The organism is Ruminococcoides bili (genome assembly GCF_040093295.1).
In the GTDB taxonomy this organism is placed as follows: domain Bacteria; phylum Bacillota; class Clostridia; order Oscillospirales; family Acutalibacteraceae; genus Ruminococcoides; species Ruminococcoides intestinale_A.
The window spans coordinates 1-15,230 of sequence record NZ_JBBNJY010000036.1; the positions used below are offsets into that span (position 1 = coordinate 1).

At 34.8% G+C, this 15,230-nt stretch carries 13 protein-coding genes; 8 read left to right on the forward strand and 5 right to left on the reverse strand.

What is annotated here, in order from left to right:
* Nucleotides 1-264: 264 nt before the first annotated feature.
* The 4 genes from glgA to glgB form a co-directional block, all read right to left on the reverse strand.
* The gene (gene glgA / locus AAAY30_RS09655) at nucleotides 265-1,692 is read right to left on the reverse strand and encodes a glycogen synthase GlgA (RefSeq protein ID WP_022235300.1); all 1,428 of its coding nucleotides are present in this window, start codon (nucleotides 1,690-1,692) and stop codon (nucleotides 265-267) included.
* Nucleotides 1,693-1,707: 15 nt separating this feature from the next.
* On the reverse strand, nucleotides 1,708-2,817 hold the full coding sequence (gene glgD / locus AAAY30_RS09660; RefSeq protein ID WP_176782081.1) for a glucose-1-phosphate adenylyltransferase subunit GlgD: 1,110 nt from the start codon (nucleotides 2,815-2,817) through the stop codon (nucleotides 1,708-1,710).
* Nucleotides 2,807-4,018, reverse strand: a complete 1,212-nt coding sequence (locus AAAY30_RS09665; RefSeq protein ID WP_302196863.1) for a glucose-1-phosphate adenylyltransferase — start codon at nucleotides 4,016-4,018, stop codon at nucleotides 2,807-2,809. The genes glgD and AAAY30_RS09665 overlap by 11 nt, the downstream gene beginning before the upstream one ends.
* A gap of 71 nt (nucleotides 4,019-4,089) precedes the next feature.
* A complete protein-coding gene (gene glgB / locus AAAY30_RS09670; protein ID WP_303248663.1) occupies nucleotides 4,090-6,066 on the reverse strand; it encodes a 1,4-alpha-glucan branching protein GlgB in 1,977 nt (658 codons plus the stop codon).
* Nucleotides 6,067-7,304: 1,238 nt separating this feature from the next.
* Between glgB and AAAY30_RS09675 the strand changes: the two genes are divergently transcribed.
* The 8 genes from AAAY30_RS09675 to AAAY30_RS09710 all read left to right on the forward strand — a co-directional run bounded on the left by AAAY30_RS09675 (nucleotide 7,305) and on the right by AAAY30_RS09710 (nucleotide 14,156).
* A complete protein-coding gene (locus AAAY30_RS09675; protein WP_337809560.1) occupies nucleotides 7,305-8,705 on the forward strand; it encodes a hypothetical protein in 1,401 nt (466 codons plus the stop codon).
* Entirely contained in the window at nucleotides 8,695-9,171 is a 477-nt protein-coding gene (locus AAAY30_RS09680; protein ID WP_499215793.1) for a hypothetical protein, read from the forward strand. Before AAAY30_RS09675 ends, AAAY30_RS09680 begins: the two co-directional genes overlap by 11 nt.
* Before the next feature lie 107 nt (nucleotides 9,172-9,278).
* The gene (locus AAAY30_RS09685; protein WP_499215792.1) at nucleotides 9,279-10,676 is read left to right on the forward strand and encodes a hypothetical protein; all 1,398 of its coding nucleotides are present in this window, start codon (nucleotides 9,279-9,281) and stop codon (nucleotides 10,674-10,676) included.
* Entirely contained in the window at nucleotides 10,673-11,527 is an 855-nt protein-coding gene (locus AAAY30_RS09690) for a hypothetical protein (RefSeq protein ID WP_499215791.1), read from the forward strand. The genes AAAY30_RS09685 and AAAY30_RS09690 overlap by 4 nt, the downstream gene beginning before the upstream one ends.
* A gap of 33 nt (nucleotides 11,528-11,560) precedes the next feature.
* On the forward strand, nucleotides 11,561-12,067 hold the full coding sequence (locus AAAY30_RS09695) for a hypothetical protein (RefSeq protein ID WP_443719665.1): 507 nt from the start codon (nucleotides 11,561-11,563) through the stop codon (nucleotides 12,065-12,067).
* An 86-nt stretch (nucleotides 12,068-12,153) separates the two neighbouring features.
* Nucleotides 12,154-12,639, forward strand: a complete 486-nt coding sequence (locus tag AAAY30_RS09700; protein ID WP_022234410.1) for a hypothetical protein — start codon at nucleotides 12,154-12,156, stop codon at nucleotides 12,637-12,639.
* Nucleotides 12,640-12,703: 64 nt separating this feature from the next.
* Nucleotides 12,704-13,258 carry a hypothetical protein gene (locus AAAY30_RS09705; protein ID WP_249377249.1) on the forward strand — a complete coding sequence of 185 codons (555 nt, stop codon included), beginning with the start codon at nucleotides 12,704-12,706 and terminating at the stop codon, nucleotides 13,256-13,258.
* 292 nt (nucleotides 13,259-13,550) lie between these two features.
* Nucleotides 13,551-14,156 (forward strand): hypothetical protein, encoded by a 606-nt coding sequence (locus tag AAAY30_RS09710; RefSeq protein WP_301954993.1) that lies wholly within the window; start codon nucleotides 13,551-13,553, stop codon nucleotides 14,154-14,156.
* A 128-nt stretch (nucleotides 14,157-14,284) separates the two neighbouring features.
* Here AAAY30_RS09710 and sigG read toward each other — a convergent pair whose 3' ends face one another.
* Nucleotides 14,285-15,070, reverse strand: a complete 786-nt coding sequence (sigG, locus tag AAAY30_RS09715; protein ID WP_295050706.1) for an RNA polymerase sporulation sigma factor SigG — start codon at nucleotides 15,068-15,070, stop codon at nucleotides 14,285-14,287.
* Nucleotides 15,071-15,230 lie beyond the last annotated feature (160 nt).

Genomic DNA, 15,230 nt, shown 5'->3' on the forward strand with positions numbered 1-15,230 from the left:
ATCTAACTTAGTTTTAGCACGCAAACAGCGTGGCTGTTTGCGCCTGATAAATTGTTATATCGGAAGATATTATGGGCGCTGCCCATACCCGCAATTTTTGAAAAAATTGAGTAAACTTTTTTGTTTTTGGGGAGGATAATTTAGCGTTAGCTAAATTTCAATGCCCGACCGACACTCTGCTAAACCATAATTTACCCCAATGTTTGATAAAGAAAAAAATCCCTCTCCGATTTTTCAGAGAGGGAAAAGGTTTAAATTTAAAAATTATGCCCAATTAAGAGTATCGTTATATACATTGATGTAGTCGTTAGCCGAACGATCCCAACTGTTGTCGCTCATCATTGCACGCCACATAAGCTGATGCCAGCCTGCGTCATCATGAATACCCCACAAAGCTCTTCTTACGGCATTTACCATATCTGCCGTATCGTAGTTCTTGAATGTAAAGCCGTTACCGTAGTTGTCTGCACTGTCAAATACAGAGTCTTTAAGTCCGCCAACTTCACGAACAACAGGAATTGTACCGTAACGGAGAGCAATCATCTGTGCAAGGCCGCATGGCTCCTGAGCAGACGGCATAAGGAATATATCAGCACCTGAATAAATCTTTCTTGCAAGTTCAGGTACAAAACCGTGACAGAAGCAAAGTCTGCCCGGATATTTTGCCTGCATATAGTTAAAGTAGTCCTCGTATTCCTTATCACCCGAGCCGAGAATTACAAACTGCATATTCTCGGTATTCATAAGCTCTTCAAGTCCCATTCTTACAAGGTCAAGTCCCTTATGACCTACAAGTCTTGTTACCATACCAACCATTGGTACATCCCAGCGCTGTTCAAGGCAAAGACGCTCCTGAAGTGCTCTCTTACACTCACCCTTGCCGCTCATATCGTCCTTAGAGTAGTTACGATAGATCTGATAGTCTGTTTCAGGATTATAGCTTTCGGTATCAATACCATTTTTAATACCGCAAAGTTTATAGTGACGGAGGTTAAGTTCGTCGTGAAGTCCCCAGCTGAACCATGGGTCTTTAATTTCAGCCGCATAGCTTGGAGATACTGTTGAAACTCTTGTTGCTGTTTCAATAGCGCCCTTCATCATATTGAGTTTGCCGTTCATCTCAAGAATTTTTGTTTCATTGGCAGGAATACCTACACATTCTGTATTAACTTCCCAGCCGTATTCACCCTGATACTGAATATTGTGAATTGTAAACAGGCTCTTGATATTGTGATACCATGGTCTGTGTGAATAGAACAGATAGTAGTAAACAGGTACAAGTGCTGTCTGCCAGTCATTACAGTGAATAATATCAGGATGGAAGTCAATGTATGGGAGCATTTCGAGAATTGCTCTTGAGAAGAATGCAAATCTCTCGGCATCGTCATAGTGACCGTAAAGTGTACCACGCTTGAAATAGTATTCATTGTCAATGAAATAATATGTACAGTCGTGCCATCTTGCCCAGAAAAGTCCGCAATACTGATGACGCCATGCAACAGGTACGGTAAAGTTTGTAATGAAATTTAGTGAATTTCTAAGCTCCTGCGGAATTGTGCCGTAAAGCGGAACTACAATTCTGCAGTCCTGACCCTTTCTGCAAAGTGTGTGTGGCAGACTTCCTGCAACATCTGCAAGTCCGCCGCTACCGCAAAACGGATTTGCTTCAGATGCACAATATAAAATTCTCATTTGATTTTACCTCCATTAAACTACAGATTTTTTTGCTATATATACAGGATAGGAGTCATATCCCATAAGTGAACGACCATCCTGAATTTTAACATCCTTATCTATGATAACATAATTCAGGTTGGTATTGCAACCGATTTTTGTATCTTGCATAATTATTGAGTTGCTTACTTTAGCACCCTCGCCGATATATACACCCTTAGAAATAACACAGTTCTCAACCTCACCGTTGATTACACAGCCTTGAGCAATAATTGAATTTTTGACACTGCTTGTAAGACCGTAGCGTGACGGAGCGTCATCTCTGACCTTTGTGTAAATCGGACGCTGTGGATTAAAGAGAGCATCTCTTACTTCTTTTTTGATTAAATCCATATTGAAATTGAAGTAATCCTGATTAGAAGTAATTGCCGCTGTATAACCTTTATCTTCAAAGCCGTAAACATTGTATTTGCCGACGGCAGCCTGAATAATATTTTTAATGTCTTTCTGATTTACTGCGAGAGCCTGATTTATTTCCTGCATAAGGAGATCTTTTTTCAGGAGTATTGCGCCGAATACTACATTTTCAACAGTATCTGTCTTTTGCGGATTGAGGAAAAGTCTGTTTACTCTGCCGTTATCGTCAACGCTGATTGTCATAGGACGGTCGTAGCCAGACGGTACAACCATTTTGTTGTAAATTACTGTAATGTCTGCATTCTTTTTGGTGTGAAAATCAAAAAGGTCTGTGCAGTCAAAATTAGAAATAATATTGCCCGGTGAGAGCAATACATATTCCTCACGGCTGTTTTCAATGTATCCGTGCATATTATAAATGGTTTCGGGATAGCTTGAGAAAGAACTGCCGTTGTAAGGTGTGAGCAATGTAAGCTGACTTCTTCTCTTTGAAAGGTCATAAGCAGAACCCGAGCCGAGGTGATCGGCAAGAGAAAGATAGTTCTTTGTGGCAACTACGCCTACATTGTTGATACCTGAATTTGACATATTAGAAAGAACAAAGTCAATTATTCTGTATTTGCCCCCGATCGGAACGCTTGCCATTGTGCGTGATGAGGTGAGGTCAGGCATTTTTTCGTCAAGAGTGCCTGCAAAAATAAGTCCCAAAACATTATTACATCTCATTTGCTTTTACCTCCGTGCATCTGTCAATCATTTCCTTTGGCTTTACAACTGCGCCCTCGTCAATTATAGAGTTCTCGCCAACTACGGCAATACCCCATTCATCTCTGTTAGCACAGTCCTCAGGTTTTGCGCCTACAACCGCATTCTTGCGAACAACTGTATTTTCTGCAATAATTGCAAACTGAACTGTTGCACCCTCTTCAATTACCGCACCCGGCATAATGATAGAAGAGTTGATTGTAGCGCCTTTTCCGATAGTAACGCCCGAGAAAAGAATAGAAAACTCAAGATTACCGTAAACATTACAGCCGTCTGCAACAAGTGAATTCTGAATAACTGCGTCATTAGATACAAAGTGTGGCGGCATCATTGGATTTCTTGAATAAATATCCTTTAAGTCAAGTGTAACATTAGGGTCGAGAAGATCCATATTAGCTTCCCAAAGACTGTCGATTGTTCCGACATCTTTCCAATAACCCTCAAACGGATATGCAAACATACGCTCGCCTGCGTTGAGCATTGCGGGAAGAACATCTTTACCAAAGTCATGGCTTGAGTTTTTGTTTTCGTCATCTTCAATGAGGTATTTTCTTAACTCTTTGTAGCTGAAAATGTAGATACCCATTGATGCGTGTGTGCTTTTTGGCTTTTCGGGCTTTTCATCAAATTCGTAAATTTCGCCGTCCTCGTGTGTGTTGAGAATACCGAATCTTGACGCCTCTTCAAGAGGTACATCTATAACAGCTATAGTACAAGCCGCATTCTTTTCTTTGTGGTATTCAAGCATTTTGTTGTAGTCCATTTTGTAGATATGGTCGCCTGACAAAACAACAACATATTCGGGGTCATAGCGGTCAATGTAGTTAATATTCTGGAAAATTGCGTTTGCAGTACCTGAGTACCAATCTGCACCGTCAACAGCCTGATACGGACTTAGGCAGTTTACACCCGAGTGCATACCGTCAAGGTCCCACGGCTGACCGTTGCCTATGTATTCGTTAAGAACAAGCGGCTGATACTGTGTGAGAATACCAACAGCTTCGATGCCTGAATTTACGCAGTTTGATAGTGGAAAGTCAATAATTCGATATTTTCCGCCGAATGGAACGGCAGGTTTTGCAATTTTTCTTGTTAAAACGCCAAGACGGGAACCTTGTCCGCCGGCAAGAAGCATTGCAACTACTTCCTTCTTAGGGAACATTTTACTACCTCCAGAGATTATTTAAGAGTAGGGCAGAGTGTGAGCATACTGTCCTACAATTATAAGTATATTTATTTTAATTCCTCTGCCTTTACGGTCTCGGAATTGAGAACAACGGTTTTTCTCGGCTTTTCGGTGTTGCCTTCGGGATTTTCAAGTTCCTTTGTACATTTAAGATAAATTACACCGAGCGGCGGCAGGGTAAGTGAAAGTCCCTGCTTGTAACCGTGAATTTTCATCGGCACCGTGGTAAGAGTGCCTGTATTTGATACACCTGTTCCGCCAAATTCGGTTAAGTCGGAATTAAATATTTCCTCATATTCGCCAAAGCGGGGAACACCTATCATATAGTTTTCGTGAACGGTCGGCTGAAAATTGCAGACTGCAATGATTTCGTTGCCGTCCGAGTCGGTTCTTCTGAAAGCAATAACGCTTTGAGTGTAGTCGTTACGGTGTATCCATTCAAAGCCTTTCGGAGTATTGTCAAGCTCATAAAGCGGCTTATGTTCAATATAAAATTTATTTATTGCTTTAAAGAATGTATATAGAGCATTATGTTTTTCAAACTTAAGAAGATCCCACTGAATACCCGAGTCGGAATCCCATTCATCAAACTGTCCTATTTCGCAGCCCATAAATACAAGCTTTTTGCCGGGATGAGCGTACATATATGTAATAAATGTTCTTACGCCTGCAAACTTGCTGTCATAGTCACCCGGCATTTTGCTGATAAGCGAGCCTTTGCCGTGAGCGACTTCATCGTGAGAAATAGGAAGAATGAATCTCTCTGAAAAAGCATAGAAAAAGCTGAATGTAAGGTTATCGTGGTTAAACGGTCGCCACAACGGGTCAAGCGACATATAGTGGAGAGTATCGTTCATCCAACCCATATTCCATTTGTAGTCAAATCCGAGTCCGCCCTCCTCAATAGGCAAGGTAAGTTTTGGCCACGAAGTGTTTTCCTCGGCAAATGTAAGAGCCGACGGGTGATACATATGTACTGCCTTGTTCAAACGCTTGATAAAGTCGATTGCCTCAAGGTTTTCGTTACCGCCAAAGCGGTTAGGTACCCATTCGCCGTCCTTTTTGCCGTAGTCAAGGTAAAGCATAGAAGAAACCGCACCGATTCGCATACCGTCAATGTGGTATTTGTCGAACCAGAACATTACAGCCGAAATCAAAAAGCTGATTACCTCATAGCGCTGGAAATTAAAGAGGCAAGTGCCCCAACTGTCACGCTGACCTTTTTTAGGATTGTTGTCCTCATAAAGGCAGGTGCCGTCAAATTTATAAAGTCCGTAATCGTCCTTAGGAAAGTTTGACGGTACAATTTCCATAATAACGCCGATTCCCTCCATATGACAGCGGTCAATGAGAGCCATAAGGTCACACGGCGTACCGTAACGAGAGGTTGCGGCAAAGTATCCTGTTGTCTGATAGCCCCAGCTTGGGTCATACGGATATTCCATAAGCGGCATAAGCTGAACATGCGTGTAGTTCATTTCCTTTAAATAAGGAATAAGCTCATCCGCCATTTTTTGATAGTTAAAGTAATTGCCGTCAGGATATTTTTTCCACGAGCCTGCGTGAATTTCATATATATTCATCGGCTTGTCGGGTGAAGATGTATTCTGACGATTTTCCATCCAATAGCTGTCATGCCATACATATTGATTTGTATTAAATACCATAGAGGCATTTTCGGGTCTTGTCTGACAATGAAAAGCAAACGGATCCGATTTTAAAATTTCTGTGTGGTCAACGGTTTCTATACAGAATTTATATACGGCAAATTCATTGAGATTTTCAATGAAGAGTTCCCATACACCGCCGCCGATTTTATACATATAATTAGCTTTTTGATTCCAATTGTTAAAATCACCGACAAGAGAAACTGTAATTGCGTTTGGCGCCCATACTCTGAAAATTACACCGTTTCTGCCGTCTAAATTTATAAAATGAGCGCCGAGAAAGTCGTAAGCACGAACAGCGTCACCGTCAGAAAACAGTCGCAGCGGAGAACGCTCATCATTAAAGACATACTTCATATATTCAACTCCTTATTATGACTGCCGAATCACCCAATCGACAGTCAACCATTCCGAATAATGCGGATTGTTTGATAATCACTGTTAATTATAAAAACTTCTTGTATAAGAATACCAATTAAAACTGCTTCTATATTCCTATAATATATAATACCAAATAAATATGTTGTTTTCAAGCAAATTTGAAAATTTTTACACAATATTTTCGTGTAAATTTTATAAATAACCTTTCAAAATTCCCATAAGGAACATAATTTTACATAAAAATAGTTTTTTTATAAATAAATCAAGTAAATTTTATTAAAATGTAAAAATCAAATTTATTTTATATGTTTTATGAGCTGTACATAACTATAAAAATGTGCATAGATTTTCTGAAGTAAATATATTGAAAAAAGGTATTTACAAATATTATTTTTTATAGTATATTAATACAACAATAGACAATAAAACAGCAATAATAAACAATTCTGTTTATTGCTAATTGAATAAATAGTGGTGAGGTGATACGAATTTGTTTTAGTACAATTGCACACACAATAAAATTAGGATGAGGAGATGAATAATGATAAATAAAAAAAATAAAAAAAATAAAAAAATATAAAAATTATAGGTACAATTGTAGGTATAATTGCAATTATTATAATCGGAGTATATATATATAATCAGATAAAAATTTCAAATTATCTTAGTAAACTAACTTATGATATAGTACAGGAATCTTATGATACTTACGGTGATTACTCGAAAAGCAAATATCAGGATATAGTACCGGAAAACATTTATAGCATTATGAATCTTTTGCCGGGACCTGGGGTGGGCGATGGCAGTAATTATCATATAGCTGAATGTTATCATACAAATCCCATAACATTAGTTTTACCCGGAAATACAGCCAAATCGTTCTATAAGGAAAAATGTTTTTATATAATAAAAAACGAAGATCATAGATCCGGTGGGGCAACTTCACCGACAGTATATTGGGAATTAGATGATGATAATGTTTGGCGAGTATCAGATTTTGATTCTCCTCCGTGATAAAAATATTATTTTGACAAAACCACCTCTGACTGCTATGTCAGGGGTGGTAATTAACAGAAAAACAAAGAGTGTAAAGTGTTCAGTTTTTTAATTACGGTACAGATAACAATTCAATACTACTTGCAAAGTTTCTAATGAATATCGTACTTTTTTGATGATTTTATGACTGATAATAATTTGAAATGGTGTGTATAGTTATGCGAAAAATAATAAATAAAAATATTTGCTTTATGGGGATATTAATTACTCTGCTTGAATTAGCTGTATTCTTATCGACACCTTATTCAAAATCGATTTTACCGGTTTATCCTTTAAATAATTTAATATGGTCAATTGTTTTATTTACGGTATTCTTTTTTTCATTCAGTGCATTTGTTATATTTGGCTTTGCTAAGAAAACTTTTTTACTGTATAAAAAGCAAATAGTAATATCTTTTTTTGCTCTTTTATTCATAAGAGTTATACTTGATATTGGCTGTTATATTTTCAAAAGTACAGAGATTAAATCTATATATAGCTTATTAACGGATTGCATATTTTTTGTAATTATATTCCAAATTATTACATTTGCTTATACCGGCAGAAATTTATTAAAAGATATATATGGTAAAATTAAGGGAAAAGATAAATCTATAGTAGTTATATTATTATTTTATGTTTTAGTTGTGGCTATAGTTGTTTCTTATTTAGTCTATATATTTATAAATTTGCAAATGTATGCAGAAAAATATACAATTGATTCGTCATTTTATCTTTTTAAAAGTATGAATTATAACTTTAATTCACAGTTGTTAAGAATGTTTACGGCAATTATTTTACAAATATTTCTTGTAATAATACTTAATAATCTATATGCAAATAATTTTGACGCAGATTTATATTGGTCAAAAATATTTTTAAAGATTATTGCACGAACAATAATAGCTTTTATAGCAATATTTGTATTATTGTTTATTAAAATTTGTATCTCAAATGTCGGTACTATTGCAAAAATACCGGAAAGATCATCTGATTGCTACATTGGATTACCGAATTTAATTTCTAATAGCTTTGTCTATAAACAAATATATAGGGTAAAAGATAACTCGTCGCAGATATTATCATACGAAAATACAGATGTTAAAATAAAATATCATGACGAAGAATTACTCGATTTTAAGCTAAATAATTTTTTCGATTATGAATACATAAATAAAGAGCAGAATAACATAAATAATTCAAATTCAGGTGCATCAATTAAAATACAAGATCAAGAAGTGGTATTCTTTTCAAATCAATATATAGCTTATGCAAAAAACGATACCCCTTATGTCATAGCCTTTGATGATATTAAAAATCAAAATGAGAATGAGGTTATAACAAATTTTTTAGAGTATATGATTACTTGTGGATATTGGGATTACTTTGAGTACGGTTGTGATTATCTTAAAAAGTATGATTCTGATTTTATAAATCCATACATAGAAAGATATGCAAACGGTGATTTTACAGAAAATGAAAATAAAGTAAATCAAGAAATCAATACAGATTATATGATGAATTTTGCTCAAAAATGCTTGAAATTAAATGAAAAAAGAGATGGATATGTTGGAAGATAAAGAAAAACTAAAAACCATTAATAAAAAGAAAAAAATAATAGTAACAACGGCAGTTGTTTTTATCACTGTTGGAACAGGAGTTTACATTAATCACTTGATAAAAATATCAAATTATCTTAGTGACCTAACTTATGATATAGTACAGGAATCTTATGATACTTACGGTGATTACTCGAAAAGCAAATATCAGGATATAGTACCGGAAAACATTTATAGCATTATGAATTATCTTCGCAGTGGTTCCTATGATAATCGAGACGAATTTATCATATATGTATCAAATCAATCTAAAGTAAATACCTTAATTTTTTTCTTAGATACAGCTGAGTCGAAATATACTTATGAGATTAAATTTTCTATAAAAGGTGAGGAGGGCTATAGCTATGGCAAATCTACCTGTACGGTGCAATGGAAATTAGATGATGATAATGTCTGGCGAGTATCAGATTTTGATGATCCTCCGTGATAAAATGAGAGTTTATGAAAAGAAAATGATATGCTAAAAAATGATGGAAATATGCTTCACTTGAATATTTATTATTGAGAATAATGCTTTTCGGAGAGGAAGATAAAATGAAAAAATATTATTCAAAAATCAGCGGCTGTATACTGTTAGTTGCATTGGAAATATTGATGTTTCTATGGACTCCGTATTACAAGGGCTTTATTTGTACAACATATATTGTAGAGCATATAAATGCCGGAGATATAATTTTCAGATTAGTTTATTATGCAATTTATTTTTTATCTGTATATACAATGTTTTCGTATTACTGTTTTGGAAAGTTTTACTCGTTTTTTATGCGTAGTCCCGTAGGCTTAATATTAAGTTTTGCAAGTGTAAGACTTATGGCAGATGTGGCAAACTATATTATTTATTACTTTTTTAATGATTATGTTTTTACTTTTGCGGCTTGCATTATAGAGGTAGTTTTTCTGTTTTTTACATTGTGGCTTATATCGGACTTTATTTCAGACGGTAAATTTAGATTTTGCCCGATTAAAGGGACAATACCGTTTTTTATAGCAACTTTTGTGATTGTAGCTTTGCTTGCAATATATTGTATGTTTCAGTATAACGGTTTTGCTTATATAGTTGAAAAATATACAGTCGTTGCAAATGTGAGGGTTGCATACACTGAAAATATCGGCTTTATACTTGAGGTTTCAAGGCTGATTTTTATTTGCGCATTGAATATTATTTGCTTTTTGTATTTTTATTTTTCAGTCGAAAAATGCGGACTTATAAAAAGTAAAAGCAATGTCGGTTTTGCTAAAATAATAACCCGTTTATGGGCGGTTTTGTTTTTAACGGGAATATTGTATGTTGTAAAATACATAGCTTATCCGATAGATTTGTATGAGATTATTCCGAGCAGTATCATTTCAAGTTCAGATACAACCTATGCAAGTGTAAACTCAACGGTAAAGGATTTCAGAACGGATACGTGTGTAACTCCGTTAAGCAGATTTTCTTCTTATGAACACGATGAAAAGCGTGTGCTGAATTTAGGTTCTGTTACTGTAAAAAACGGAAAAGACCGTATAAAGACATTTACATACTTTATGCCGTTTGACGAGGACTCGAATTATTATTGTGAGCTTGTTCCCGTTGAAACGGAATATACGGAGTCAACGGACTATTTGGAGTGTAATGTGCAAAGGCTCGAAAATTTTGGCTTGTTTTTCTTTGACGGTGACCAAAGATATGCGATTAAGACCGAGAATATAAAGAGCCAAAGCGAAAACAAGGTGCTTACAGCAATGCTCGAAACTTTAATTTCTGACGGCGAATGGAATTACTTTGAGTACGGCTGTGATTATCTTAAAAAGTATGATTCGGATTTTATAAAGCCGTATATAGAAAGATATGCAAATGGCAATTTTACGGAAGATGAGATTAATGAAAATCGTGAAATCAATACTGAATATATGACGAGTTTTGCTCAAAAAATGCTTGAAATTAAATGAAAAAAGAGATGGATATGTTGGAAGATAAAATTATAGATTTATTATCTAAAAAAACTAAATGTCCTGTTTGCGGAGAAGAATGTATCAGTTGGTATAAAAAAGGTTTTTATACAAATTTTTGGAAAGAAAAAGAATGCCCTAATTGCAAAGCAACTTTAAAACTTAAAGGCAAAATAATATGGGTAAACAGGTTGATTGATCTGTTTTTTTTGATATGGTATATTTTCTTGTTTATTAATATACCGCAATTGTGTAGCTTATTATTGCTGTTTTATATTTGCTTCAAATTATTTTGGAAAGTTTTAGTGGTTGGTCCGTTTTCAGAAATAGTTCCATATAACAGTACACCTCTTGATGATTTATTAAACAGTTTCAGAAAATTAAAAGCACTGGATAAAAAGGGAAAGATAAAGGTTGCAGCGGTAATAACAGCATTTGTTCTTGTTTTTGTCGGAATTGGGGTTTGTATTAATCATCGGAAAAATATAGAAAATAATCTTACCGACCTAACTTATGACATAGTACAGGAGTCTTGCGATAATTACGGAGATTACTCAAAAAGCAAATATCAGGATATAGTATCGGAGCAAATTTATAAAAATATGAATTATCTGTATGTGGAGAATTGTACAGACAAAAACAATTTAGAAATTTTTGAGTCAAAGTTTACGAGTATTCAACCGCAGATATTGTCTTTAAAATCTGCGGAAGTAAACTATAGCTGTTATGTTAGATATCAACTGAATAATGAGAATGACAGTTATATTGCTAAGGACCTTTCTTATACGGTGCAATGGAAATCGGATGATAATAATGTTTGGCGAGTGTCTGATTTTGACGGGGATTTGTGATAAAAGGAAAACTTAATTTTCAGGTGAATTACAATGAAAATAAAAAAATCTAAAACAAAAATAATCGTATTATCTGTTTGTTCTGTTTTGGCAATTATAGGATTTTTGACATATAGTGTTGAGCTTTATCACAGAACAAATGATCCTAATAAGGAAAGAATATTTGAAATAGAGGATTGCGCTCGTAACAGGAAATTAAAATTATACGATTATGAAAAAGAACTTCCTTATAATGCTGAATCAGTGCGTGTTTTTATGATACAAGATTGCCCAAATAATGAAGAAGATACTAAAAATTTAATTTATGAATTTTTAGACGCCTATGACTATAAAAATGAAATGAAAAAGTATAATACCGATAAATTTGTAGTTAATTTTATGAAACCAAGTTGGAGATTTCCTGTGTATTGGACAGAAGAATGGGATATGAAACATACATGGCACAGAGATGGCAGTTATTTGGCTAATTATTTTGAAAGCAACAGAGTTGCGTATTTGCGGTGCGATGCTAACGGAATTAGATTTGAAAAGTATTTTTAGACAAAACCACCTCTGATTGTTATGTCAGGGGTAGTAAGGTACCATTTGATAATCAATGGAAAAACAGAGGAGGAGAAAGATGAAAGATGAGTGTACAATCATATCCGTGGACAGTAAGAATATATAAAGGAGAGGGAAGATTTTTAATTGTTGAAGAAGTTGAACATAGGGCTGGTTATAATACATATTCTGATAAAATAACAATAGTTAGTGAAGCAGAAGATAACCTTGTAGCTAAGTTAGGAACTGAAGCTTTTTTAGGATTAAAATCTATTGAGGATAGTCCGTTGTATGTAGGAAAGCCTAAACAATTTTGGAAAAATGGTTCTAAGTATAAGGGATATATAACTTTTTGGAAACATAATAACCTCGCAAGTGTTAGGTTGTATCAAAACCAAAGTTACGAAGTTTATTCATCTGAGAAATGCAGAGAAAAGAAGGGCGGATATAATGGCTGCATAAAGTCAATAAACTTGCCTGCCAATGCTACAGCGGAAGAAATAGGAAATGCAATAATTGATGTATTCAAAGCCGCCGAAGAATATTACGAGCGAAATCCTATGGAATATTAATTAAAAAGAAATATAGATATGGATAAAAATAAAATTACAAAACTTAATTTTTAGGTGAATTACAATGAAAATAAAAAAATCTAAAACAAAAATAATCGTATTATCTGTTTGTTCTGTTTTGGCAATTATAGGATTTTTATCATATCGTGTTGAGCTTTATCACAGAACAAATGATCCTAATAAGGAAAGAATATTTGAAATAGAGGATTATTCTCATGACAGGAAATTAACACCGTACGGTACCGAAAAAGATCTTCAATATAATTCTGAATCGATTAGGGCATTTATAATACAAAATTGTCCCGATAATGAGGAGAAAACCAAAGCATTAATTTATGAATTTTTAAATACATATAATTACAAAAATGAAATGGAAAACTGCGGTACGGATAAAATTTATATAGATTTTATGAAACCGAGTTGGAGATTTCCTGTGTATTGGACAGAAAAATGGGATATGAAACATACATGGCACAGAGATGGCAGTTATTTGGCTAATTATTATAACAGCAACAGAGTTGCATGGGTTGAATGTGATGTAAACGGTATTTTGGGAGAAAATTATTATTTTGACAAAACCACCTCTGATTATTATGTCAGGGGTGGTAAATACCGATAATAGTTGCTACATTGCTAATCGTTCTAATTGTACGGTACAATGGGTTTTGGAAGATAATGTTTGGCAAGTTTCCGGTTATGACGAGCGTTCGTGATTCAGAAAAGCAGAGATTGAAAATTTTTCTTGCTTTAGGCTTGAACGAAAAAATATAAGAATGAGGGAGAATAATATGAACAGTAAATTGAAAAAATGCTTACCTTTTATAATTGTGGTTGCACTCGAATTAATATCGCTGATTTTTTATAATGAGGAACATAGCTTTTTGCGGATGAAGTGCATAGGAATACTTGCTATGGGAGGATTCAAATTTGCAATACCAATGCTAATATTTAATGCGGCTTTTGTGTTTGTGTATCTGCTGGCATATAATTATGTGGTGATATTGGTTACCGATACACAATTTATGGCGAAAAAGGTGTTTAAAAATATCGGTATTTTGTTTGCCGTAAGAACAGGTTTTGATATTTTATATTATTTGCTTAACGCATCAGTGACATGTTTAAGTGAAACCTACATTGATTTTTCGTATTTAATAAATTCATCGTTTGCGGTTGTTATGTTTGTGGTAATACTAAAAAATTGTGCAAACATATCATTAAAGGAGATTAAAACCAATGTCAAGGCGAGAAAAAGTGCAATATTTTTTGCTGTAATATTTCTGATTACAAATATTATCTTCTTTGTGTATTATATTATTATGAAAGGCCTTGCTTTGGAGAATTATATGATAGGCCTTGCTTTGAAGAATTATGAAATTTTTGATAATATGATGTCAGAAAATATATTTATGTATAATTTTATATCTTATTCGTTCTATGTTATCAGTGCTGTTTCATTGACATTACTCGGTGTTTTGTTTATTAACTTTGTAAAAAAGTTAGTAATAAAGAAAATGTAAACGCTATGGTTTAGCTTGAAATAATTAAAATTCAGGTCACTTTTTTTGTGATTTGCGTGTTAAAAAGAGAATAATTAAGTAATACTCCGCCACTTTACAACGATGGCGGAGTATCTTTGTTGAACGGCTTAAAAAATATTTTTCTTGATTCTGTCAAGTGCGCCTTTTTCTATTCTGCTGACTTGTGCCTGTGAAATGCCTATTTCGCTTGCAACCTCCATTTGAGTTTTGCCTCTGAAAAACCGCATTGTAAGTATTCGCTTTTCTCTGTCGGAGAGATTAGAGATTGCCTCCTTTACGGCGATTTCCTCAAGCCAGGTTGTGTCGTCGTTTTTGTCACCAATTTGGTCCATAACATAAATGGTGTCATTGCCGTCCGAAAAAACAGGCTCGTACAATGAAACAGGTTCGATTATTGCCTCGAGCGCAAGCACAACATCGTGTTTTGGCACTCCCATTATTTTGGCGATTTCTTCAACTGTCGGCTCTCGGTTTTCTTTATTGGTGAGCTGTTCTTTGATTTGCATAGCCTTATAGGCGGTGTCACGCATTGAGCGTGATACTCTGATAGCGTTATTATCTCGCAGGTATCTTCGTACCTCGCCGATAATCATAGGTACTCCGTAGGTGCTGAAACGCACATCGAGTGACGGGTCGAAATTATCAATTGCTTTGATAAGTCCGATTACACCGACTTGAAATAAATCATCGGGATTTTCACCACGGTTTGTAAAGCGCTGAATTACCGAAAGTACAAGGCGCAGGTTGCCGTTTATCATTGCGTCTCTTGCTTTTTTACGCTCTTGTTCACTGCCGTTCTTTATTGTGTTGAGCAGTGCTTTCTTTTCTTTTTCACTTAGGACTTTAAGCTTAGATGTGTTTACTCCGCAAATTTCAACTTTACCATACTGCAAAAAATTACCCCCAAGCAATTTCTTACAATAAGTATTGCCATAATAGGGGAGATTAATACAGTTATAATAAAAAAGGTTGTGCGGTGCGGTAATTTCCGAGCTGTGGTAAAACAGGGAATACTGCGGATAGAAAATACCGATGCTATTAATAATTTCGGCG